Source organism: Neobacillus sp. BF23-41 (assembly GCF_041106275.1).
Genome location: NZ_JBGBPR010000019.1, coordinates 22,995 through 46,117, shown reverse-complemented (window position 1 = coordinate 46,117; position 23,123 = coordinate 22,995). Strand labels below are relative to the sequence as shown.

Sequence of the window (23,123 nt, the reverse complement as noted above, 5' to 3'; positions counted from 1 at the left end):
TAATTCAATTAGAAGTATGAATACTAAGAATACCTTTAAAGCCAGATTCTGAAGGAGGTATTCTATTTGCATAAAAAAACTCTTCTTATCCTTTTTCTTTTATGTCTTTCGCAAACTTCCTTTTTGTCTATTGCAGAGAGTACGCCAAATCAACAAGGAGTAGTTGATTTACGTATCCTAGAAACAACCGATTTGCATGCATCTTTAATCAATTATGATTATTATCAAACAAAAGCAGACAACCGAATTGGACTTGTAAAGACTGCAACACTTATCCGTACTGCAAGGAAGGAAGTCCAAAATTCTTTATTGTTTGATGATGGAGATCACCTTAAGGGAAATCCTCTTGGAGAGTATTTAGCTAGAATTCGGGGAATTCATAGGGGAAAAATACATCCAGTTTATCGTGCCTTTAATTTTTTGGACTATGATGCGGTTGCCATTGGTAATCACGAATTTAATTATGGACTAGATTTCTTAAATGCCGCCATAAAGGGTGCCAAGATGCCAGTCATCAATGCAAATGTTTTCTCTGTTAAAAAGAATAAACCCTATTTTACCCCCTATGTTATTTTAAAAAGGGATGTGGTTGACCAAACAGGAAGAAAACATGAACTAAAGATTGGGGTCATCTCATTTATGCCAACACAAATCATGAAATGGGATAAGGCGAATCTTGAAGGGAAGATTACTGCAAAACCGATTGTTGATTCAGCGAAAGAATTTATACCGATCATGAAGTCTAAAGGAGCGGATATCATTGTCGCCCTTGCCCATACAGGAATCAGCTACGAGCCATATAATGCTGAATCAGAAAATGCTGTCTATTATTTAACAAAAATCCCTGGAATTGATGCCGTGTTAGCTGGACATTCACATAGCGTCTTCCCAGGACCTGTTTATAAAAATTCTCCTCATACCAACATAAAAATGGGGCAAATAAATGGAAAGCCTGTTGTAATGGCTGGGGCTTTTGGAAGCCGACTTGGGATTATTGATCTCAGAATCCAAAAAAGCAACGGTACGTGGAGGGTAGTAAAAGGGACATCTTTAACAAGACCCATTGCTGATGAGTCAGGAAATCCTCTTGTAAGGAAGGATAAAGGACTATATAAGTTGGTTAAACCTGAGCATCAGGAAACGGTAGATTTTATTAAAAAATTGGGGCTTTAATAGTTATAAGATTTTCTTTACATCCAAAGGATAATTTTATAAAATAATGTAGAATATATATTTGGTGTTTTTATTGGGGGAGTCTGTCAAACAGGCTCCTTTTTGTCATTTTTTACTATTGTATTAGATAAAATATTTGGGAGAAGAGGTCGCTACATGTCAACACAAGCACTAATCGCAATTGGTGTATTTTTAATTACATATGCCTTTATTGTCACAGAAAAGATCCATCGCACGATCATTGCCATGACCGGCGGAATTATGATGGTATTACTAGGAATTGTTGGGCAGGAAAAGGCACTTCATCATATCGATTTTAATACACTCGGATTGCTAACCGGTATGATGATCATAGTTGCTATAACTTCTGAGACTGGTCTGTTCAAATACATAGCTATTTGGGCTGCTAAAAAAGTGAAAGGGGATCCTATAAAAATCTTGCTGGCGCTCGGTACCATAACTGCATTGGGTTCAGCGTTTTTAGATAATGTGACAACGGTACTCTTAATGGTTCCAGTTACATTCAGTATCACAAGACAGCTTCGAGTAAATCCGATTCCCTTTTTAATTACCGAAATTATCGCATCAAATATTGGAGGAACATCCACACTGATTGGTGACCCTCCGAATATTATGCTAGGCAGCGCCGTGAAGGAACTTACCTTTATGGCATTTATTAATAATCTTACAGCCATATCATTCTTTATCCTATTCGTTAATATTGGAATATTAGCATTCATTTATCGGAAACAGCTTAGGACATCAGAAGAATTAAAAGCTAATCTTATGGACCTGGATGAAAAGGAAGAAATAACGGATAAAAGGTTATTAATCAAATCATTAATTGCCCTTTTGCTGACGATTTTGGGATTCTTCCTGCATCAACTGCTTCACATTGAATCAGCCACTGTCGCGTTGGCCGGTGCCTTTCTGCTTCTTCTCTTAACAGGGGAAAAATATTTAGATAAAGCATTTTCAAAAGTTGAATGGACAACCATTTTCTTTTTTATCGGACTGTTCGTATTGATATCAGGTTTGATAGAAACAGGGGTGATTTCGTTATTAGCAGATTATTCTGTACACCTTACAGGGGGTGATGTTACTTCTACATCGATATTAATTCTCTGGGTAAGCGCCATCGCATCTGCCTTTATTGATAATATCCCGTTTGTCGCTACAATGATTCCTATGATTAAAGATATGGGAGAACTAGGAATAAATAATTTAGAGCCACTTTGGTGGAGTCTATCGTTAGGGGCATGTCTTGGCGGAAATGGTACATTAATTGGTGCAAGTGCCAATGTGATTGTTGCCGGGCTAGCAGCGAAGGAAGGGCATCCGATTACTTTTGGTAAATTCTTGTTAATTGCCTTCCCATTAATGATTTTATCGATCATAATCTGTACGGTTTACATTTATCTAAGATATTTAATTTAGTTGTTTAGACAACAAATAGTGAAAGAGATTAAATGGATCTAAAAAATGGCTGCCATCAATCTGGCAGCCATTTCTATTATCGTTTAATATCTTAATTTTTAAGCCCCTTAAAGCATTTAACGACATTTTCAACTGTGAAACCATACTTCTCAAGTAATATACTTTCAGGCGCAGATGCCCCGAACTGATTGATGGCAATGACGCTGCCATTGTCCCCAATATATTCTCTCCATCCTATTGACGAACCCATTTCAATAGCAAGACGTGCTTTAATATTTTTAGGAAGGATTGATTCTTTATATTCAAGCGATTGTTTCTCAAAACGATCCCAGCTTGGCATACTTACAACTGATACAAAAATCCCTTCACTTTCAAGCTCTTTTTGAGCTGCGATCGCTAAGGCCACTTCGGATCCTGTTGCAAGCAATAAACCGTTAGCATTGCCGTTTGCTTCTGAAACAACATATGCACCTTTTTTAACACCTTCATAAACCGTTTGTTGTGAAAGCGCTAATGTCGGTAAGTCTTGACGTGTTAAAACAAGGGCCGTTGGCGTATCTGTGCTTTCCATTGCTAATCTCCAAGCGGCAACAGTCTCCTTCGCATCCGCGGGGCGAAGAATGGAAATTCCCGGCATTGCACGTAATGCTGCTAGCTGTTCAACTGGTTCATGTGTAGGTCCGTCTTCACCTACAGCGATGCTATCATGTGTAAACACATAAGTAACAGGAAGCTTCATTAAGGCAGCTAGACGAATTGCTGGACGTAAGTAATCAGAGAATACGAAGAAAGTAGAACCAAATACTTTAACGCCGCCATGAAGAGCCATCCCATTTAGTGCTGCACCCATTGCGAATTCACGAACTCCGAACCAAATATTGCGACCTGCATAGCTATCAATATAGTAATTTTTTTCTGATGTAATAAGTGTTTTGTTCGATCCTGCTAAATCTGCAGACCCCCCGATAAAATGTGGGACAACATTGGCTGCCGCATTCAGTGTTTTCCCCGATGATACGCGAGTTGCGATTTTTTCTCCTTCTGTAAAAACAGGTAAGGCTTCTTCCCAATTTGTCGGAAGCTCTCCAATGATCGCCGCTTCAAATTGCTTAGCGAGCTCTGCGTAGTCCTTCTTATAACTCGCATATAATTCATTCCATGCATTTTCTTTGAGTTGGCCATCTAATGTAAATTGCTTGAAATGCTCTTTTACTTCTTCGGGAACGAAAAATGGCTCTTCATTTTCCCAATTATATACAGCTTTTGTTAACTTAATTTCTTCTTTCCCAAGTGGAGACCCATGGGAAGCAGACTTACCAGCTTTATTTGGAGAACCATAGCCGATCACGGTTTTAACCTCAATTAAAGTAGGGCGATTCAACTCTGTTTTTGCTTCTTGTAATGCTTTTTGAATAGCATCAGTATCATTTCCATCTTCTACACGAATCACTTGCCATCCATAGGCTTTAAATCTATCCTCCACACTTTCAGAGAAAGATAAATGCAAATCTCCATCTAATGAAATGTCATTTGAATCATACATAACAATTAGTCTTCCAAGTTTAAGATGGCCTGCCAGAGATGCTGCTTCAGCAGATACACCTTCCATTAAATCACCATCTCCACAAATACCATAAGTATAATGATTAACGATGTCATATCCCTCTTGATTGTATGTAGCTGCAAGATGTCTTTCCGCCATTGCCATCCCCACAGCCATAGCAACCCCTTGTCCTAATGGCCCTGTAGTTGCTTCTATCCCAGGAGTATGACCAAATTCAGGGTGACCAGGAGTTCTGCTTCCCCATTGACGGAAGTTTTTCAAATCGTCAATGGTTACGTCGTAACCGAATAAATGTAATAAACTATATAGAAGCATTGATCCATGACCTGCTGATAATACAAATCTGTCTCTGTTAAACCATTTAGGATTCACTGGGTTATGATTCATTTCTTTTGCCCAAAGCGTGTAAGCCATTGGGGCTGACCCCATTGGCATGCCAGGATGACCAGAGTTAGCCTTTTCGATCCCATCAATCGATAAGATACGAATCGTATTTATAGCTAATTGATCAAGTTTTGTTTCATTAAGTAATGTTGTCATGTGCTATTACACTCCAAATCTATTAATATTGAATACCAACCTTGTTATAGAGCAGTTTGAAAGGCTTAGTTTTCATTACCCAAAGCCTTCCAAACCATTTCGTAAACCTTTTTCAAGGGAATGTTATGTAGTTGTGCAATGCTTTTGCATTCCTCAAACTCCGGAGCTCTTTGCACAACATGTCCTTCATAAATTCCTTCTTTTACTGTCACTGCACCCCACTCAGTTGTAACCTTCCTAAACATTCTTTCTAACCGGTGTACTGTTAACGGATAATAGCGTATTCCTAGTGTGGTGGTTTCCTTAAAAAGAATTTCCTTCATTGTATTTATATGTTTCATCGAGCAAAGCAATTGAAGCAATACGCCTGGTCTATTTTTTTTCATATAAATCGGGGTATAGAAGACATCATTAGCGCCAGCTTCAAACAGCAAGTCCATCACATAGCCAAGCCATTCTCCAGGAATATCATCGAGATTAACTTCCATTTTGACCATCTGATCATCAAGATGCTCATTACTGGGAGGAAGATGAGAGACCATTGAATCATTTCCTTTCTTTCATAAAAAGGATTTAAGAGCTATATTTCTATTCCCCAATGATGACACGGAGCACATTGGGATGGTTTATAAAGGTCTTCGTTCCAGCACCATAACCAATGGATGTAACCTTCATGGATGGTATGGGGCAAAATTCTTCTGCCAGTACAGCGACAATCGCTGCCCCCGTTGGAGTAGTGAGCTCGAAACGAATGTCCGATTGTTCAATTGGTACACCTTTCAAAATTTCAAGAGTAGCCGGTGCAGGGACAGGATAAATACCATGGTCAATATGGATACGTCCAGTTCCTACTGGGATGGGTGATGACTTGATTACGTCTATTTCTAATTGATGAATTAAGATAGCAGCTCCTATAATGTCAATAATCGAATCTACTGCCCCTACTTCATGAAAATGGACCTTCTCTAGTGGAATTCCATGGATATGTCCTTCTGCTTCACCGATTCTTTTAAAAATTTTTAAAGCCATTTCTTTCACTGGCTCAGCAAAACCAGCACTCTCAATTAATCCAACAATATCCTTATATGCACGGTGCTCATGATGATGGTGCTCATGTTCGTGGCTATGACTGTGATGATGGTGATTATGATTATGGTCATGGTCATGATTGTGGTCATGATTGTGGTCATGATCATGGTCATGATCGTGCTCATGATCGTGCTCATGTTCATGTTCATGATGGTGCTCATGACCGTGCTCATGACCGTGCTCATGGTCATGTTCATGATGGTGCTCGTGATCATGGTCGTGTGTATGGTCCTGAACATTATTCAATAGCACCACGTCAAATTTGGTACTTGTAATCCCATTCTTAACTAGCTTTGTCCATTTCAACTTATATTCATCATCAATATGAAGTTTTTTTAATTCTTCTACTAACCGATTGGGATCTGCTCCGGCATCGATAAGGGCTCCAATGACCATATCTCCGCTGATACCTGAAAAACAATCAAAATAAAGTGTTTTCAATTTTTTCTGGCCCCTTTTTGTGCAAGTTGATCAATTAATACTGCGTTATATCCCCCGCCAAACCCATTATCAATATTCACGACACTAATCCCGGATGCACATGAATTTAACATGGTTAATAAGGCAGATAGTCCATTAAAGTTTGCCCCATACCCAATACTTGTTGGGACTGCAATTACAGGATGTGATACAAGTCCGCCTACTACGCTTGGAAGTGCCCCTTCCATACCTGCAACTACAACTGAAACCGTGGCATTTTGAATTTCCTCAGCATGGCTTAACAGGCGATGAATTCCAGCAACACCCACATCATAGATACGATGGACCTTGCTTCCTAATACTTCAGCCGTCACTGCAGCTTCTTCTGCAACCCTTAAATCCGAGGTTCCTGCACAAATCACAGCAATATACCCTTGTGGATCCCCCTCACTCGCATAGTCCTCTTTCCAAAAAAGAATTTGTGCTTCTTCTTTGTAGATAAAATCAGGGCAAGAACGTTGGACAATATCTGCCTTTTCTTTGGAAATTCGAGTGACGAGCACTTGGTTGTTTCGAGCTCGTAACACTTGAATAATTGAAACGATTTGTTCAGTCGTCTTCCCTTCACCGTACACGACCTCTGGGAAACCTTGACGTTTCTTACGATGATGGTCAATTTTAGCAAATCCCAAATTTTCAAATGTTGCTAATTGCTCTTTAGCTTCTTTAACACTTAGGGTACCTCTTTGAACCTGCTCTAAAATTTCTTCAAGCATTCGTTCTCCCCCTTAATATTCACTTCAAAAATGTTTTGTCATTCCACTTGCCAATTTTTCATAGTTCTCATATATAATTCTATATTTTTCACTATTTTCCTTAATAGGAACGATTGCTTTACCCATTGGAATATTCTTTTTAATCTCTTCAAATGAATTGACTTTACCAGTTGCCACTAAAGCTGTCCAAGCTGCTCCCCATGCTGCACTGTGATAGCTCTCCGGCACATAAATTTCCGCATCGAATACATCTGCCATCATTTGCAGCCACAATGGAGATCTGGATAAACCACCGTTAGCATATATCTTTTGATGTTTCCCAGCTAACCTCTCTAATGCCTTGCCAATTTGAAAGAGGTTAAAAGTGATTCCTTCTAGAACAGCTCGGATAAAATGTTCTCTTTTATGAGTTACAGATAATCCAAAGAAATTCCCTTTTGCCCGTTGATTCCAAATCGGCGCTCTTTCGCCATTTAAATAAGGGTGAAAGATGATTCCGTCTGCGCCAAGCGGAACCTTTTCTGCATCGGCAAGGAATTCGGAGAAGTCTCTTTGGTCGTTCAAAAGGTCTTTTAACCATTGTAAGGCAATCCCGCCATTATTTGTTGGACCTCCAATGATAGAAAAATCTTCAGTAAAGGAATAACAAAAGGTTTCTTGATTTTCACTTATCTTAACGCCTTTTGTGATTTGTCTGATGGCCCCGCTAGTTCCAACTGAAACGGCAACTTCACCAGGGAGAATCGCTCCAATTCCCAAGTTAGCCAATTGGCCATCGGCAGCACCAATCACAAAAGGAAGTTCCGGGTCAATTCCCATTTCTTCGGCAATTTGTGGATTAATCCCTGTTAATATCTCAGTTGGAGAGACAATTCTTGAAAGCTGACCATCATGAATATCCGTTAGAGATAATAATTTTTGATTCCAAGTATGTGTGGCAGGGTTAAATAAACCTGTCGCAGATGCCATCGAATAATCAATAACCCGCTGATTAAACCAGCATTGTAGTAAATACTCTTTAATCGACATAAAGTACTTTGCCTGGAGGTAGGGTTCATATTTTGTTTCTTTCATCCATAACAACTTAACGAATGGTGTCATTGGATGAACCGGTGTTCCTGTGTTTGAATAAACCTCGTTACCCATTGTTTCTATCACTGATTCTGCTTGTAGATAACTTCTTCCATCAGCCCAAATTAAGGCCGGAGATATTGGACAGCCATTCTCATCTACACAAATCAGGGAATGCATTGCAGCTGAAATCCCGATTGAAATTAATTCATTTTTCTCAATACCAGCTTTTTGGATCGCCTCTTTGATTGCTTTTACAGCTGATTGTTCAATCTCAATGGGGTCTTGTTCCACCCATCCTTGCTGTGGATAATTGAATGTGTTCATTCTCTCGGCTTCTGCGATTAATTTACCTTGTAAGTCAAATACGCATGCTTTAACACTTGTAGTTCCGATATCAAGTCCAATTACAACTTCTCTTGACATGCTTCCTCTTCCTTTTCACATAACAATAAGTAATATTGAAGTTTATAATGTTCCTTTATTGCTATTTATATTATGTTAAAATAAGAGGCTTTGGACGATCCAAAGCCATTTTTTTAATGTACATTCCTAAGACAAATAGCGGAGCAGTAAGCTATTCAGATAACACCTTATTCATGCTTCCACTCTGATATCCTATTAAATCTAAGGTGATATATTTGTAACCATACCCTTGAAGTGCTTTCACGATCGAGTCATGATTTTCAAGAATCGCCTTCATATCATTAGGTTCTACTTCGATCCTTGCAATATCCTGATGTGTTCGGACCCGTACCTGATGGATATCAAATGATTTTAAATAAGCTTCGGCTTTTTCAACCTTCGTCAGCTTTTCTTTTGTAATATATTCACCGTAGGCAATTCTTGAAGAAAGACAAGCTAAAGATGGTTTATCCCATGTCGGCAAACTAAATTCCCGGGAGAGTTCTCTGATCTCCTGTTTAAACAGATTAGCTTCTAGGAGAGGACCGCGTATCCCCTTTTCTTTAGCGGCTTGCATACCTGGTCGAAATTCATTCATATCATCAGCAATGACTCCATAAACTACATTTTGAAAGCCCTTTTCTTCCATAACTGGAATTATGTGATCAAATAAACTGCTTTTACAAAAATAGCATCGATTTTTATTGTTTTCCGCGTATCCTGGGATTGCGAGTTCAGATGTTTCAATCACTTGGTGCCTGACACCAATTTGATTTGCAAGTACTATTGCCTCTTCAAGCTCACTAGAAGGGTAGCTTTCAGAGTCTGCTGTAATGGCGAGAACATGTTCAGCACCTAATGCGTTCACAGCAGCCTTTAATAGAAATGTACTGTCCACTCCTCCTGAAAATGCTACAACCACGGATTCCATTTCTCGGAGAATAGACGTTAATTTTTCGTATTTCTCTGTTAGCATGGTCCTTTTCTCCCCCCTATCCCTCATCTAATATAAAGTCAGCCATTGTTAATTTATTTATTGAGCTGTAGATTTATGTGTACCTTGGATTATATAGTCATGCTGCCAAAGCCGCCATCAACCCGAACGAGGGTTCCTGTTACGAAACTTGACGCTTTCTCAGAAGCAAGCCAAACAGTAGCACCTTGTAACTCTTCCGCCTCACCAAAACGATTCATTGGGGTATGTCGCATGATTGATTCAATGCGTTCTTTGTCTAAAATTTTTCGGTTTTGTTCAGCAGGGAAAAATCCTGGAATAATTGCATTGACACGAATCCCATTTGGAGCAAATTCACGAGCTAAAAACTGTGTAACGCTGTTAAGGCCTGCTTTTGATACGGAATAGGTAAACACTCTTGAAAGTGGTGTTGTTGAAGAAACGGATGAGATATTAATAATGCTTCCTTTTCTATCCTGCTCAATCATTTTCTTCGCAAAAATCTGGCAGGTTAACACAATTCCTTTTAAATTTATATCCATAATTTTGTCCCATTCGTCCATACCAAGTTCAAAAAATGGTGTAGCACTATTTGTACCTGGTGCATTTAAAAGAATGTCCCAGCCGCCGGACCATTGTTCAATTTCATTCGCAACGGTAATTAAAGAATCCTTTGAACTAACATCTGCAGAAAATGCCTTTGCTTCCCCGCCGTTCTCTTCAATTTCCTTGACAACTTCCTCTGCTTTTTCAAGATTACGTCCTACAATCGCAACTTTTGCCCCTTGAGAAGCCAAGCCTTTTGCCATCGCTGAACCCAATACACCATTTCCACCAATTGCGACTGCAACTTTTCCACTTAAATCAAATAAATTTGACATCATTCTTCTCCCCTTTGTTCTATTAAAATAAATTTCCATTTTCATTAAAAGGAATATCATAAAGATCTGAACTTAGTTCCATATTTGGATGCTGTTTTACATATTCAAGTAAAGGCTCAGACACTTCAATTTCACTTAACACTAATGTATTTTTAATGCGGACTAATTTGACGTTTCTAAAATCTAAAATATTACATGTTTTAATAGCCGCTTGGATCGCTTGTTTATCGTTTGGTAATGTCGTAGCAATTTTTGTAGGTGCAACAACGGTTGAAGTTAAACCATTTGCATAAGTTCCTTCTTTGTCCATCTTGTCTATTAGCCGTTGTGTCGTAAAATCAGCCGTTCCTACGCCGTTGGCATTACCCTCTGATTGATGTGTTACATCGAGCACCACCATTTTGTTAACCTCAGGTCCACCAGATGCATACGGTGTTGGATAACGTCCCGTAATATTCGGATCCATACCATCCCCACTAATATTTTTACCGATTTCATCAATTACAAGGACATCCAATTGATCAAAGAAAAGCTTTGGTAATAACTCTTTTGCTTGTTTTTGAAGTTCATGTTCTCTATTAATAATCTCTTCTGGAGTAAGTACATCAATAATTGCAACTTTATCAAATGCATTTTCAACTGTTGCAACTCCGAAAAGTATGGGGGTCTCTTCCATGATGATCTTTGCCATGGCTGGTACATTTTCTGCCATATATTTAAATCCCATTTGATGACAGGCTTCTGCCCCTTTTTGCTTTCCTAATCCAATGCTAATCATCTTCATAATTCCACTTTCCACTTGTCCACGAAAAGCTGTGTGTGGTTTCACACGATTAATAACAACGATTCCGTCCGCTTCTGAAGCAAATTTATCCACATAAACTGGTAATCCATTCGGCAGCTCACTAATCTTTACTACATCCATTGAAGATCGAATCTCGCAACCGACACTTTCTTCGTTTACACCAAGGTGCGCTAAAACTTCGCGTTGACCCTCTGCAGTCGCCCCCCCGTGACTCCCCATACTCGGTACAATGAATGGTTTTGCTCCTAAATCTTTAAGAAACTTGACTGTTACTGCAGTAATTTCAACGAGGCGATCAAGTCCGCGGCTGCCAACAGCAACCGCAATTTCCATCCCAGGCTGGACTTTTTTCTGAATATGTACATGCTGTAATTGTTCCTTCAGCGTAGTACCAAGGTCATCAATCTTTGTGTTATCAAAGTGAACTTTTACCTTTGCCATTTTAGGAACTGGAATATCTTTTAATAATTCTTGTAGGATACCCATGTTTGTATCACTCCTTTTTTTTACCTATTAAAGTTTTCCTCATTCTATTACATTCCATGTATTGATGAGGCTATAATGAAATCCCCCTGTAATCCCTTACAAAAGAAACTAAAAAAAAGTATTATTCATTAATTTGTTTACCAAACAAACTAATTACTTGTATAATATCATTATGGCTAAATTACGTCAATATTTATAAGTTATTTCCTTTTAAAAATAGCAAGGAGGTTCTTTATGCTCACAGGAGATGCAGCATTTATCAAAAAGATGAACAAGTCTTTAATCTTAAGTAAAATTATTGAGCATAAATTGATATCTAGAGCGGAGCTTTCAAAAATTACAGGATTAAATAAAGCAACGATCTCTGTACAGGTATCAGATTTATTGGACAAAGAATTAATTATTGAGACACAACAGGAACACAAAAGTTTGGGGAGAAGGCCAATCATGCTCTCAGTTAACAGAGAGGCAGGTTTTGCCCTGGGAATCGACCTAGATAAAAATTCCATTACTTTTACCATATCGGATTTAATCGGTACTTCCGTTCAGACCGATATAATTGAACTTCAAGTATCTGATTATGATGTCATTCTTAAGTTATTAATAGAACAGATTACTTGTTATAAATTTAAATTTGCCCATACTCGTTACGGTCTTGTTGGAATTACCATTGGAATACATGGAATTGTGAATAAAGATGAAATGATTGATTTTGTCCCTCAACACGGTTGGCGAAACAAAACCTTAAAAAAAGACTTAGAAAATGAAATAGGAGTCAATGTTTATATCGAAAATAATGCCAACTTATGCTCCATTGCGGAAAAGGTGTATAAGCACCACCAGAGTAACAACTTATTATCTGTCAGTTTGTATTCCGGAATTGGTCTTGGATTTATTATCAATGGTGGATTATTCAAAGGATTCCACGGTTACGCTGGTGAGATTGGGCATATGATTGTCGTTCCAAATGGACTCCCCTGCCGTTGCGGAAATTTGGGATGCTGGGAACAATACGCTTCCGAATTGAGTTTTATTACCCAATTTGCTGAAAATCAAAAAGAACTAGCTTTCAACCTTGAAGATTTTCAAAATCGGATCAATGAACATGACCCTGTTTTCCTCAAAGAGATAGATCGATTTATTATGTACCTATCTATTGGATTAAATAATTTAATTAACCTTTATAATCCTGAAATCTTAGTGGTAAATAGTGAAATCCTTCGTTTATATCCTAATGCAGCTGAAGAACTTAAAGCCCATCTCTCTTCTTCAATTAGCCATTATTCGGAATTGTTGATCTCAGAATTTGGCAAAAGGGCGTGTATCATGGGTGCCTGTGCTTTGACCATTCAAAACTTTTTAGGGGTATCAGAGCTTTGTTTAACTTTGTGTGAGGAAAGCTTTCTCGATAAATAGAATAACCAAAAAGTAACTATCAGCCTTCATTCTAGAGGGCTTTTTCTTTTTCATTTGGAATGAATGAAATAGCGAGAAAATCGGCGTAATTATAAGAAAAAGGTTGATGTTAACACTTTCATAACCAATGTTCCCGTTTTCATCGTGTTTGTTTCCGTTTTCAGTGAGATTGTTTAAATTTTGATAATAAATGATAATAAGAGTATCAAATTACTAGGAGGAATTGTAATGAAATATTTAATTAGTTTAGTAGTTAAACAAATTGAAAAAAATGCTGAATACATTCCATTTCATCTATCTGAACCAGTCAGAACCAATTCACTTAAATAAAATGTGAATTGGTTTTTTTTTGACTTTGTTAAACTTGGCTGTTGATTTCCGCTCCAGGTGCTTCGCTCCAATCAACTTGGATATAAAATCAACAATGTCCTATAACACAGCCTTTTTAAAAAAAGAAAGTGCCTGACACCATAGTGCCTGACACCCAATTTACTTCATATCTTTTTACGGTCGTTTTAATTTTAAAACCATTCGCCAAATCCTAGTTTTCTCAGGTGATTTGCTGAAATTTCTAGGCACTCAAATGGGTCACGACCATACGTATTATCTTGTTCTACCAAGAAATATTGAGCCCCACTTTCTAGACCTGCCTCAGTAATCGCTTTGATATCAAGGTTTCCTTCCCCAAGTTCAGCAAATTCAATCGTATTCGTAAAGACTTGCATGAATTTAACCATATCCTTAAAGTCTACTTCACTTAAATCCATCTGTCCGATCCGATAATCTTTCAAGTGCAATAGAGAAATCCGACCAGCATATTTTTTAACAAACTCGATTGGATTTTCACCAGCTCTTTGAATCCAGTGAACATCTAACTCAAAACCAAGCTTAGAGGTATTATTTTTAATGATATCCAATAAATATTCACCATCATATTTTTGGAATTCAAGGTGGTGTGTATGATAATACAATTCAATTCCATACTCTGCCAATCTATGAGCCATCGCTTCAGCTTTTTCAATAAATTCCATAATTTTATCTTTATGTCCCATACAAGTTAACGGCAGCATTCCAATTCTTAAAAAATTACAGTCCAATGTCTTACAATCATTAACAATTTTTTCAAAGTCATTCGTTAACGTCTCGCCAGGCACACCAGGTAGCATGGGTTCTAAAGCAGCAGAAAGGGCAGCAATTTTGATATCAAAATCTTCACTTGCTCTTTTTAACTCCGCTACGTTTTCTGCTGTCATTGGAATTTGTGATACTTCTACAGCACCATATCCAAGCTCTCTTACTTTTCTCATTGTTTCATAGGCACCAAGTTCGTCCACTTTGCCTTTTAGCATCATCATTTGAACGCCAATTTTACCTTTTTTCATGGTTACCCCTCCATTTTTATTGTTTGTTTTGTCTCGGATGATTTTCGAATTGCATCAATCATTTGAATGGAAACTAATGCATCCTTTGCATGAACATATTCATGAGTATTTTGGGCGATGCAATTATAGAATTGGTTAATAGTTTTGAAATGGCTAGCCCCATAATAGAATTTGCTTCCAGGCAGTCTCGCATCCTCCACCAATTCTACCTTTTTACCCTCTTCCGTCACTCTCGTAAGAATGCTATCTTTGATGTTGAATTTTCCCTTTTCTAAGACTACCTCTAGCTCGACACTTGCATTTTCTGCATTGGCATTCGTAGAAAAGAATAACCCCTTTGCACCATTTTTAAACTGAATATGAGCCGACGCCGTATCTTCGACTTCAATTCCGTAGTCCAATAACTGGTCAATGGTTCCTCTTATTGCTTCAATTTCACCGCCGAGCAGCTGTAGTAAATCTAAGGTATGAAGAGCTTGGTTAATCATTACGCCGCCGCCGGCATACTCCATTTGACCCCGCCAGGGCTTAACATCATAATAAGCCTTTGGTCTAAACCAAGGTACCAAACCCTTTACTCCAGTGATCTTGCCGTATTCGCCGCTCTTAACCATTTCTTGAAGCATTTCAAAAGTTTCATTATATCGGTTTTGTAAACACACGCCGATTTTAACGTCACTGTGTTCTTCCTCAAGTTTTACAAGTGCCTGTCCCTCTTCAGTGTTCAAGCCAAGCGGCTTTTCTTGAAATACATGTACTTCCTTTTCTACACAAGCTTTTGTTACAGGGTAGTGTAGGTAGTGAGGCAGACAATTATGGACACAATCAAGGACTTCTTTTTCTAGCATCTCATGATAATCTGTATAAAAGTTTACCCCAGGTACGGTATCTTTTAATGATTCATTAATATCACAAACTGCCACTAACTCAGCATTTGGGTTAGCTTGTATAGCTGGAATATGAATTTTAGAAATATCTCCAAGTCCTATTACTGCTACATTTAGCATCAGCCTATCCCCTTTGCAAACAAACTCATGGCATGAAGGCTATGAGTTCGTTTGAATGATAAATCTCTTAAATGTATATGATTATTTTCTAACAGGATACTTATTTTCTTCTTCAATCTTTTTATTTAATTCTGCTAAATAGACCTCTTCATCAATCGGAAGCTCAACTTCTTTACCTAACCAGCTTGATAAGTGGATAGCATTTGCCAAGGCTACTCCATTGATCCCATCGCTTCCAGGCGCGATTAATGGTGTGCCATCTATAATATTTGCTGCGAAGTTCTCCAAGACAGCAATATGTTGGCCGCCCCAAACACTTTCGAATACAATCTCTTCTGTGCTATAAATATCTGAAGTGTCTCCACCCATGAAAATACTCATGACATCTTGCATATTCATTGTAGCATTCATTTCTGGTTCAGGTTTGTTAAGTCGTTTGATGGTAATTTTTTTGCTGTCATCAACAACGATTTTTCCGTTGTCTCCTAAAATTTCAAAACGGTCCGTACCAATAATGTCATGTGTCGCTGTAATAAATACACCAGTAGCGCCATTACCGTAGTCAAACATAGCTGTTACTTCATCTTCAACTGCAATATTACGTTGGTAACCGTATTTCACATTCGAATAAACCTTTTTAGGCATCCCGCAAATCCACTGAAGTAAATCAATTTGGTGTGGTGCTTGATTGACTAGAACACCTCCGCCTTCGCCGCCCCATGTTGCTCTCCATTCACTTTGATCGTAATAACCTTGTGGTCTCCACCATGTAGTAATAATCCAGTTTGTACGGCGGATTTTACCAATTACATCATTATCAATAAGCTCTTTCAGTTTTTGATAAAGTGGGTTCGTTCTTTGGTTGAACATGATCGCATAGGTTAATTCAGGCTTTGTAGCGGCAAATTCATTAAGTTCTTTCACCTGTTTTGTATAAACACCTGCAGGCTTTTCAACCAATGCATGGATGTTTCTCTTCAACGAATCAATCCCCATTTCAGGGTGCAAGTAATGAGGTACACATGTCACAACAGCGTCAACTTCACCGCTTTCAAGCATTTCAATATAGTTATCATAAAAAGGAACATCAGGGTATTTTTCTGCTGCTACTGCCTTTTTAGCTGGGTCATTGTCACAAATTGCTCCAATCACCATGTTTTTAACTTTTCCTTCTGAAATAAATTGAGCGTACGCTCCACCTTGTGCTCCTAGTCCAACAATACCTAATCTTACAGGTTTCATAATTATTTCTCCTCGCCTTCAATTTTTTGAAGAATTTCTAAAAGTGCTTCGTATTGAAGCTTGTAGCCGCCTGCACCATCGAGACCTTTGTCATTCTTAATAATCTCTGTAGCATCCTCCAGTTCTAAATCCTTTAATGAATCAAATAAAACGAGATGTGGTTCAAGCGTTAAGAAGCCTTTGTAACCGCTTTGAATAAATTGTTTCAGCAGCTCAGGTATTTTCCCTTCTCCAGTCCCACAGACAACATTTTGACTGTCAGATGTTACAGCATCCTTTATGTGTATATAAACAATCTCATTCTTTAAGAGATCGTAACACTCCTGTGTGTCCTCACCGCACTGTACGAAATTAGCGAAGTCGAAAATCCCTTTGAAGTAAGGAGAACCAACCTCTGTTAAAATCTCATGACAGCGTCTTCCGATATCACCAAAGATATCCTTTTCATTTTCATGCAGTAAAATAACATTGTATTTTTCAGCAATGGCTGCATATTCCTTAAGCTTACTAACGACTTCCTCACGATATTGGTCGGCATTGTCGCCCTTAGGAATATAAAAGCTAAATATACGGATATATTTACAATTTAATAAGTTGGAAATTTGACAAAGCGTGTCCAACATGATCTTTTGATGGGCAAATCCATCTTCATCCTTTATGAACACCTTGCCAATAGGCGACCCTATTGAAGAAACACCGATACCCGCCTTTTGAAGCCGTGGTTGTACATTATCTTTAATCTCATCAACGGTATAATCACCAATATTTTTCCCATCAATACCGCGTAAAGAAAGATAATGCATACCAAGATTTGAGACAACTTCAAGCTGGGTATCAAAATCAGAAGAGATTTCATCTGAAAAGCCTGAGATCATTAAGTCTTTATTCATTTAGGAATGTTCCCCCTTTTTCACAGTAATGTTGCTAGAAATTTTATTTTTACGATAACGTGACGGTGTGGTGCCCACCTTCTCTTTAAAATACCGACTAAAATGGGCAACACTCTCGAAGCCAGTTACCCGTGACACCTCTGTTAGCGTTCGATCAGGCTCCATTTCCAACAAATACTTCACCTGATTGAGCCGGCACCCCATTACATATTCCATCACCGTAAAGCCAGTGACTTCCTTAAACACATGCGAAGCATAATACTTACTCAGATTCAACTCTGCAGCCACTCTATCTAAACTTATTTTTTCGCTATAGTGTTCATTAATCCAAGACGCAATGGCCTCTGCATGATGTTCCTTTTCAGTCTTTTTACTTGTTACTTGAGATAATTCTTTTTGACTCATTTTAAAAATTCCTAACAATAATTGAACTAACTCAAGTTTCACTTCGGCTTCTAATAGTTCATTTTTCTTGCCGGTTCGTTGCATTTCTTCATTAATTTGTTCCAACGACTCGGCGATTTCCTTTATCCGTCCATCAACAAATTGTCCCGCTTCATCATATCGTGTTCGCAGCAAACAATTGTTAAGTTTCTTAAAAGGATCTAACAAATTTGGGATTCCAAGAGCTGTCAATAACTCTTGCAGCCACGTAGGTGAAAAATGAAGCATACTCCTTGTATACGTGCTGCCTGTCCTCGGGTTCGGTTTATGCAATGTCATACCATCCAAAAGAATGATATCACCAGGCTGTAATTCATAAATCCTATTATTAATTAAATACTTACAATCACCCGAATGAAAAAAATAGATCTCATATTCTTGATGTGAGTGAAAATTAAATATGTTGGACTCCATACCTTGTACTCGGTAGAATGCGTTTATCCATTCATCCATTATTTTTCTTCTATTAGGAGATATATTCCACTCATCCATTACTCTCACACCCTTATAAGTAAGCGTTAACAAATTAATTTGTTTACTTAACATACTATTATTATATTGCACTTAGAAACTAAAATCATTCTCTAAAACTGCTTAAAAAATAGTTGATTTTTGACTCACATTGCTTTTTAATAATAAATTTAAGGCAACCGACTATAAAAAAAAGAGACGAAACCAGCCCCTATTGAGCTAGTTTTGTCTCTTTTGAAAGTGGTCCAAATCAAACTGCTTATTCCATCCAGTGTGTATGGAATACTCCTTCTTTATCAACACGTTGATAGGTGTGAGCACCAAAGTAGTCACGTTGTGCTTGTAACAGATTAGCAGGTAAAGTTTCAGTCCTGTAGCTGTCATAATAGGCAATCGCGCTAGCGAATGAAGGTACAGGAATACCACGTTCAATTGCCACAGCAAGAACTTGACGTAATGGCTGTTGATAGTTTTCAACAATTTCTTTGAAGTATGGATCTAACAATAAGTTCCTTAATTCAGGGTCGCGATCATACGCATCTTTAATCTTTTGTAAGAATTGTGCACGAATGATACAGCCTCCGCGGAAAATCATCGCGATATCACCGTAACGAAGATTCCAATCGTATTCTTCAGAGGCAGCACGCATTTGTGCAAAACCTTGTGCATAAGAAACAATTTTACTCATATATAATGCTTTTCGAACTGCTTCGATTAATTCTTCTTTATTGCCTTCAAACGCCTTAACTTCTGGTCCATTAAGAACCTTACTTGCCTTAACACGCTCATCCTTCATTGCTGAAATAAAGCGGGCAAATACAGATTCAGTGATAATTGGAAGTGGAACACCTAAGTCTAAAGCATTTTGGCTTGTCCATTTACCAGTACCCTTTTGACCAGCTGTATCAAGGATTAAGTCAACCATTGGTTTACCAGTTTCTTCATCCACTTTTGTAAAGATATCAGCCGTAATTTCAATCAAATAGCTGTCTAATTCGCCTTTATTCCATTCAGCAAAGACCTCATGAAGCTCATTTGCATCTAAACCAAGGACATTTTTCAAAATAAAATAAGCTTCACAGATTAACTGCATATCTCCATATTCAATTCCGTTATGAACCATTTTCACATAGTGACCAGCACCATTTGGACCAATATACGTACAGCAAGGATCGCCCTCTACTTTTGCAGAAATGGCTTCTAAGATTGGTTTAACAAGGTTATAAGCCTCTTCTTTACCGCCTGGCATGATAGAAGGACCTTTTAATGCGCCTTCTTCTCCACCTGAAACGCCAGTTCCGATGAAATGGAATCCTGCTGTCTCTAGTTCCTTATTACGTCTGATTGTATCTTGGAAGAATGTATTCCCACCATCAATTAGGATATCGCCTTCTTCTAGAAATGGCTTTAAAGAGTCGATGGTTGCATCTGTTGCAGTACCAGCTTTAACCATTAATAAAATTTTGCGAGGCTTTTCTAAAGAATTAACGAATTCTTCAACAGTACGTGCACCTACAAAGTTTTTTCCCTCTGCTTCATTCTTTAAAAACTCTTCTGTTTTATCGTATGAACGATTAAATACAGCAACGGAATATCCACGGCTTTCAATATTTAGGGCAAGGTTTTTACCCATAACAGCTAAACCAACTACACCAATTTGTTGTTTAGACATACTATCCCTCTTTCATTATTAATACTATTTAGATAACCACATTTCTTTCATTAATACAATTAAAAAGTGCTTTTTTAGCGTCTTAAAAAATATTTTTCGGCATTATCATAACAAATATTCCTTACCATTTGCTCCATTTGCTTCATGTCATTCGGCGCTAACCCTTTTTCAACCCAATCGCCAAGGAGGTTACACAGAATTCGGCGGAAGTAATCATGACGTGCATAAGATAGGAAGCTGCGAGAGTCTGTCAGCATACCGATAAAGTGACTGAGTAATCCGACATTTGCAAAATCCTTCATTTGTCTCTCCATACCATCGATATGGTCTAAAAACCACCAACCAGAACCTAATTGAACTTTTCCTGGAATCCCTTCTTCATAGAAGTTACCCATCATTCCTGCTAGCATAACATTGTCTTTTTGGTTCAAGTTAAACAGTACTGTTCTCGGCAATGCATTTTCTTGGTCTAAGGAATCTAGGAAACGAGATAATCCTTCTGCCATATTAGTTTCTCCAACTGAGTCAAATCCAACGTCAGTTCCAAGAAGTTCTTTCATTCTTGTATTATTGTTTCTCATCGCTCCCATATGGAGTTGCATAACCCATTGTTTCTCGGCATACATCTTGCCAAGCTCTTTTAATAAGTAGTAACGGTAAGAAACTAATTCACTAGTTGAAAGCTCTAAGCCGCTTAATCTTTTATTGAAAATTTCTTCAATCTCTTGTTTTGTAGATTCCACGTATTCCATATTTTGAATGTCATGGTCCGATGCGCGACCTCCGTTTTCATGGAAGTAGGCAATTCGTTGCTTTAACGCTGCTAGTAATGCGTCAAATGAATCCACGTTTACACCTGAAACTTGTGTTAATTTTTCAATCCAGCTAGCGAAAGTTGGACGTTCAATAAAAAGCGCACCATCTGGACGGAATGTTGGAGCAATAATTGTTTTAAAGGTCTCATCATTTTTCAATAATTGATGGAATTCTAATGTAGAGATTGGATCATCCGTCGTTCCGATAAACTTTACATTTGATCTCTCAATTAAAGCTCTTGCAGTGAATTCAGGCGTCTGTAACTTTTCATTACATTCTTCCCAAATTTCACGAGCTGTCTCAGGACTTAATACTTTATCAATACCAAAGACCATTTTTAATTCTAAGTGCGTCCAATGGTATACTGGGTTTCCAATTAAATGTGGAACTGTCTCTGCCCATGCTGCGAATTTTTCCCAATCACCTGCATCTCCGGTAATGTATTCCTCTCCAATACCATGCATGCGCATTGTTCGCCATTTATAATGATCCCCACCAAGCCAGATTTGAGTAATATTTTCATATGACTTGTTTTCCCATACTTCCTTCGGATCTAAGTGACAGTGAAAATCAAAAATTGGTGAAGATACTGCGGCATTTTCATAAAGCTTAACTGCAGTTTCTGTATTTAACAAAAAGTGTTGATCCATAAATTTTTTCATCGAATACCTCTCCTTTAGATAGAAATTCATAAGGTTAATGCACATCTGTAACCCCTTACAGAAATATATAAGTATTTGTTATCAGATAGTTCTCTTTTAATTTGTTTATTAAACAAATTAATTACATTCCTAATTTATCATGTTTAATATGTTTAGTCAATTAACTATTTAGGTATTAATAGAATAATAACGACCTTTTAATGAAAGAACTGATATAATAAGGATATAAACAAAGGAATGCACGAAATGGAGGATAAAAATGGTTACTGGTGATGCGGCATATATAAAAAAAATTAATCGCTCTTTAATCCTTAGAGAAATTGTTAAAGAAGGAATGATTTCGAGAGCAGATCTATCCAAAGCCACTAACTTAACAAGAGCAACCATCTCAGCACAAGTTGCAGACTTATTGGAAGAAGGGCTTATTATAGAGACACAGCTTGAGCATTTTTCGGTTGGAAGAAAGCCGATTATGCTCTCATTGAACGGACAAGTTGGCTATGCACTTGGTATTGACCTTGATTATGGTCAAATATCATTTACATTATCAGACCTTCTTGGCGGTCCTGTTTCATCTAATATTATCAAAATAAATACTGCAGATTATACAGAGATACTTCATCTTTTAATTCAACAAATCAAAAAGTTCAAAGCAGATTACACTACGAGCCGCTATGGTATTGTTGGAATTGTTATCGCCATCCATGGTCTAGTTACAAAAGACGAAGAAATCCACTATGTTCCTCGGTTTAATTGGCATGATATTAATCTCAAGCGTGATTTAGAAAGAGAATTTGATTCGGCTATCTACCTTGAAAATAATGCAAATCTAAGTTCTTTTGCCGAAAGGGTCTTTGTGCACCATGAAACAGACAACTTGTTATGTGCGACCCTCTATTCTGGGATCGGCCTAGGTATGATGATGAACAATGAGTTTTTTCGAGGGAATGACGGATATGCTGGTGAAATAGGTCATATGATTGTTGTTCCACAAGGTAAACCATGCAATTGTGGAAATAAGGGATGCTGGGAAAAGTATGCTTCAGAATCGGTCATTTTTGAACATTTATCTAAAAAACGACAAATAAAGAATCTAACGTACGAACATATTCAAAAGTGGCTTAATGAAGGCGATGTGGAAGTGCACGAACTGATGGAACAATTCCTTTTTTATCTTTCCATTGGATTGAATAATATGATTAACATGTATAATCCAGACGTACTCGTGCTTGATAGTGAACTGTTGCGTATGTATCCGGACTCTCTCGATAAAATTAGTGGAAATCTAAATTCTTCAATTAGTCATTACCGGGAATTAATGATCTCTACTATCGGGAAAGAATCCTGTGTCCTTGGGGCATGTGCACTTGCTATCAAACATTTTCTTGATGTCCCGATGTTAAATTTACCCTATGAGATAAAATCCAACCGTATTGGAAGCGCACTCATTTAGAACATGATTACTTCTTCTTTCATGGAAAAAGCCCCTTTTAGCTAGTGCTAAAAGGGGTTTTTAACG

At 37.9% G+C, this 23,123-nt stretch carries 19 protein-coding genes; 4 read left to right on the top strand and 15 right to left on the bottom strand.

The window, feature by feature from the left end; genetic code table 11:
* Positions 1-66: 66 nt before the first annotated feature.
* Both AB7942_RS22600 and AB7942_RS22595 read left to right on the top strand, forming a co-directional pair.
* On the top strand, positions 67-1,173 hold the full coding sequence (locus AB7942_RS22600; protein WP_369448599.1) for a metallophosphoesterase: 1,107 nt from the start codon (positions 67-69) through the stop codon (positions 1,171-1,173).
* 156 nt (positions 1,174-1,329) lie between these two features.
* On the top strand, positions 1,330-2,610 hold the full coding sequence (locus AB7942_RS22595) for an ArsB/NhaD family transporter (protein ID WP_369448598.1): 1,281 nt from the start codon (positions 1,330-1,332) through the stop codon (positions 2,608-2,610).
* Between the two features lie 91 nt (positions 2,611-2,701).
* On the opposite strand, the gene tkt is transcribed toward AB7942_RS22595, so the two are convergent.
* The 8 genes from tkt to AB7942_RS22555 form a co-directional block, all read right to left on the bottom strand.
* The gene (gene tkt, locus AB7942_RS22590; protein ID WP_369448597.1) at positions 2,702-4,714 is read right to left on the bottom strand and encodes a transketolase; all 2,013 of its coding nucleotides are present in this window, start codon (positions 4,712-4,714) and stop codon (positions 2,702-2,704) included.
* Positions 4,715-4,779: 65 nt separating this feature from the next.
* Positions 4,780-5,256 carry a nickel pincer cofactor biosynthesis protein LarC2 gene (gene larC2, locus AB7942_RS22585; RefSeq protein ID WP_369448596.1) on the bottom strand — a complete coding sequence of 159 codons (477 nt, stop codon included), beginning with the start codon at positions 5,254-5,256 and terminating at the stop codon, positions 4,780-4,782.
* A gap of 46 nt (positions 5,257-5,302) precedes the next feature.
* Complete coding sequence (gene larC, locus AB7942_RS22580) at positions 5,303-6,244, bottom strand: nickel pincer cofactor biosynthesis protein LarC (RefSeq protein WP_369448595.1); 942 nt, start codon at positions 6,242-6,244, stop codon at positions 5,303-5,305.
* A complete protein-coding gene (larB, locus tag AB7942_RS22575) occupies positions 6,241-6,999 on the bottom strand; it encodes a nickel pincer cofactor biosynthesis protein LarB (protein ID WP_369448594.1) in 759 nt (252 codons plus the stop codon). The genes larC and larB overlap by 4 nt, the downstream gene beginning before the upstream one ends.
* A 24-nt stretch (positions 7,000-7,023) precedes the next feature.
* Positions 7,024-8,496 (bottom strand): gluconokinase, encoded by a 1,473-nt coding sequence (locus AB7942_RS22570; protein ID WP_369448593.1) that lies wholly within the window; start codon positions 8,494-8,496, stop codon positions 7,024-7,026.
* A 151-nt stretch (positions 8,497-8,647) separates the two neighbouring features.
* On the bottom strand, positions 8,648-9,451 hold the full coding sequence (gene larE, locus AB7942_RS22565) for an ATP-dependent sacrificial sulfur transferase LarE (protein WP_369448592.1): 804 nt from the start codon (positions 9,449-9,451) through the stop codon (positions 8,648-8,650).
* Between the two features lie 89 nt (positions 9,452-9,540).
* The gene (locus AB7942_RS22560; protein ID WP_088085909.1) at positions 9,541-10,311 is read right to left on the bottom strand and encodes an SDR family oxidoreductase; all 771 of its coding nucleotides are present in this window, start codon (positions 10,309-10,311) and stop codon (positions 9,541-9,543) included.
* Positions 10,312-10,333: 22 nt separating this feature from the next.
* Entirely contained in the window at positions 10,334-11,602 is a 1,269-nt protein-coding gene (locus tag AB7942_RS22555; RefSeq protein WP_369448591.1) for a nickel pincer cofactor-dependent isomerase, group 22, read from the bottom strand.
* Positions 11,603-11,836: 234 nt separating this feature from the next.
* On the opposite strand from AB7942_RS22555, the gene AB7942_RS22550 reads away from it, so the two are divergent.
* Positions 11,837-13,018 carry an ROK family transcriptional regulator gene (locus tag AB7942_RS22550; RefSeq protein ID WP_369448590.1) on the top strand — a complete coding sequence of 394 codons (1,182 nt, stop codon included), beginning with the start codon at positions 11,837-11,839 and terminating at the stop codon, positions 13,016-13,018.
* Positions 13,019-13,539: 521 nt separating this feature from the next.
* Here AB7942_RS22550 and AB7942_RS22545 read toward each other — a convergent pair.
* From AB7942_RS22545 to uxaC, 7 genes are all read right to left on the bottom strand, one after another.
* The gene (locus tag AB7942_RS22545; protein ID WP_335712950.1) at positions 13,540-14,400 is read right to left on the bottom strand and encodes a sugar phosphate isomerase/epimerase family protein; all 861 of its coding nucleotides are present in this window, start codon (positions 14,398-14,400) and stop codon (positions 13,540-13,542) included.
* A gap of 2 nt (positions 14,401-14,402) precedes the next feature.
* On the bottom strand, positions 14,403-15,407 hold the full coding sequence (locus tag AB7942_RS22540; RefSeq protein ID WP_369448589.1) for a Gfo/Idh/MocA family protein: 1,005 nt from the start codon (positions 15,405-15,407) through the stop codon (positions 14,403-14,405).
* Positions 15,408-15,488: 81 nt separating this feature from the next.
* Entirely contained in the window at positions 15,489-16,649 is a 1,161-nt protein-coding gene (locus AB7942_RS22535; protein ID WP_369448588.1) for a Gfo/Idh/MocA family protein, read from the bottom strand.
* A 2-nt stretch (positions 16,650-16,651) separates the two neighbouring features.
* A complete protein-coding gene (locus AB7942_RS22530) occupies positions 16,652-17,539 on the bottom strand; it encodes a sugar phosphate isomerase/epimerase family protein (RefSeq protein WP_369448587.1) in 888 nt (295 codons plus the stop codon).
* Positions 17,540-18,475: an AraC family transcriptional regulator gene (locus AB7942_RS22525; protein WP_369448586.1), complete on the bottom strand. Its 936-nt coding sequence runs from the start codon at positions 18,473-18,475 to the stop codon at positions 17,540-17,542. It abuts the gene before it with no gap.
* 238 nt (positions 18,476-18,713) lie between these two features.
* Positions 18,714-20,126, bottom strand: a complete 1,413-nt coding sequence (gene gndA / locus AB7942_RS22520) for an NADP-dependent phosphogluconate dehydrogenase (protein WP_369448585.1) — start codon at positions 20,124-20,126, stop codon at positions 18,714-18,716.
* 74 nt (positions 20,127-20,200) lie between these two features.
* Positions 20,201-21,604 (bottom strand): glucuronate isomerase, encoded by a 1,404-nt coding sequence (gene uxaC / locus AB7942_RS22515; protein ID WP_369448584.1) that lies wholly within the window; start codon positions 21,602-21,604, stop codon positions 20,201-20,203.
* A 259-nt stretch (positions 21,605-21,863) separates the two neighbouring features.
* On the opposite strand from uxaC, the gene AB7942_RS22510 reads away from it, so the two are divergent.
* Positions 21,864-23,057, top strand: coding sequence for an ROK family transcriptional regulator (locus tag AB7942_RS22510; RefSeq protein ID WP_098932763.1), 1,194 nt, complete (start codon positions 21,864-21,866; stop codon positions 23,055-23,057).
* Positions 23,058-23,123: the final 66 nt, after the last annotated feature.

Excerpts from the sequence above, each read along its gene's own strand:
- tkt (WP_369448597.1), bottom strand. The coding sequence starts at position 4,714 with ATGACAACATTACTTAATGAAACAAAACTTGATCAATTAGCTATAAAT.
- uxaC (WP_369448584.1), bottom strand. The coding sequence starts at position 21,604 with ATGAAAAAATTTATGGATCAACACTTTTTGTTAAATACAGAAACTGCA.
- larE (WP_369448592.1), bottom strand. The coding sequence starts at position 9,451 with ATGCTAACAGAGAAATACGAAAAATTAACGTCTATTCTCCGAGAAATG.
- larB (WP_369448594.1), bottom strand. The coding sequence starts at position 6,999 with ATGCTTGAAGAAATTTTAGAGCAGGTTCAAAGAGGTACCCTAAGTGTT.
- AB7942_RS22545 (WP_335712950.1), bottom strand. The coding sequence starts at position 14,400 with ATGAAAAAAGGTAAAATTGGCGTTCAAATGATGATGCTAAAAGGCAAA.
- AB7942_RS22570 (WP_369448593.1), bottom strand. The coding sequence starts at position 8,496 with ATGTCAAGAGAAGTTGTAATTGGACTTGATATCGGAACTACAAGTGTT.
- AB7942_RS22595 (WP_369448598.1), top strand. The coding sequence starts at position 1,330 with ATGTCAACACAAGCACTAATCGCAATTGGTGTATTTTTAATTACATAT.
- larC2 (WP_369448596.1), bottom strand. The coding sequence starts at position 5,256 with ATGGTCTCTCATCTTCCTCCCAGTAATGAGCATCTTGATGATCAGATG.
- AB7942_RS22540 (WP_369448589.1), bottom strand. The coding sequence starts at position 15,407 with ATGCTAAATGTAGCAGTAATAGGACTTGGAGATATTTCTAAAATTCAT.
- gndA (WP_369448585.1), bottom strand. The coding sequence starts at position 20,126 with ATGTCTAAACAACAAATTGGTGTAGTTGGTTTAGCTGTTATGGGTAAA.
- AB7942_RS22510 (WP_098932763.1), top strand. The coding sequence starts at position 21,864 with ATGGTTACTGGTGATGCGGCATATATAAAAAAAATTAATCGCTCTTTA.
- AB7942_RS22530 (WP_369448587.1), bottom strand. The coding sequence starts at position 17,539 with ATGAATAAAGACTTAATGATCTCAGGCTTTTCAGATGAAATCTCTTCT.
- AB7942_RS22550 (WP_369448590.1), top strand. The coding sequence starts at position 11,837 with ATGCTCACAGGAGATGCAGCATTTATCAAAAAGATGAACAAGTCTTTA.
- AB7942_RS22525 (WP_369448586.1), bottom strand. The coding sequence starts at position 18,475 with ATGGATGAGTGGAATATATCTCCTAATAGAAGAAAAATAATGGATGAA.
- AB7942_RS22555 (WP_369448591.1), bottom strand. The coding sequence starts at position 11,602 with ATGGGTATCCTACAAGAATTATTAAAAGATATTCCAGTTCCTAAAATG.
- AB7942_RS22560 (WP_088085909.1), bottom strand. The coding sequence starts at position 10,311 with ATGTCAAATTTATTTGATTTAAGTGGAAAAGTTGCAGTCGCAATTGGT.
- AB7942_RS22535 (WP_369448588.1), bottom strand. The coding sequence starts at position 16,649 with ATGAAACCTGTAAGATTAGGTATTGTTGGACTAGGAGCACAAGGTGGA.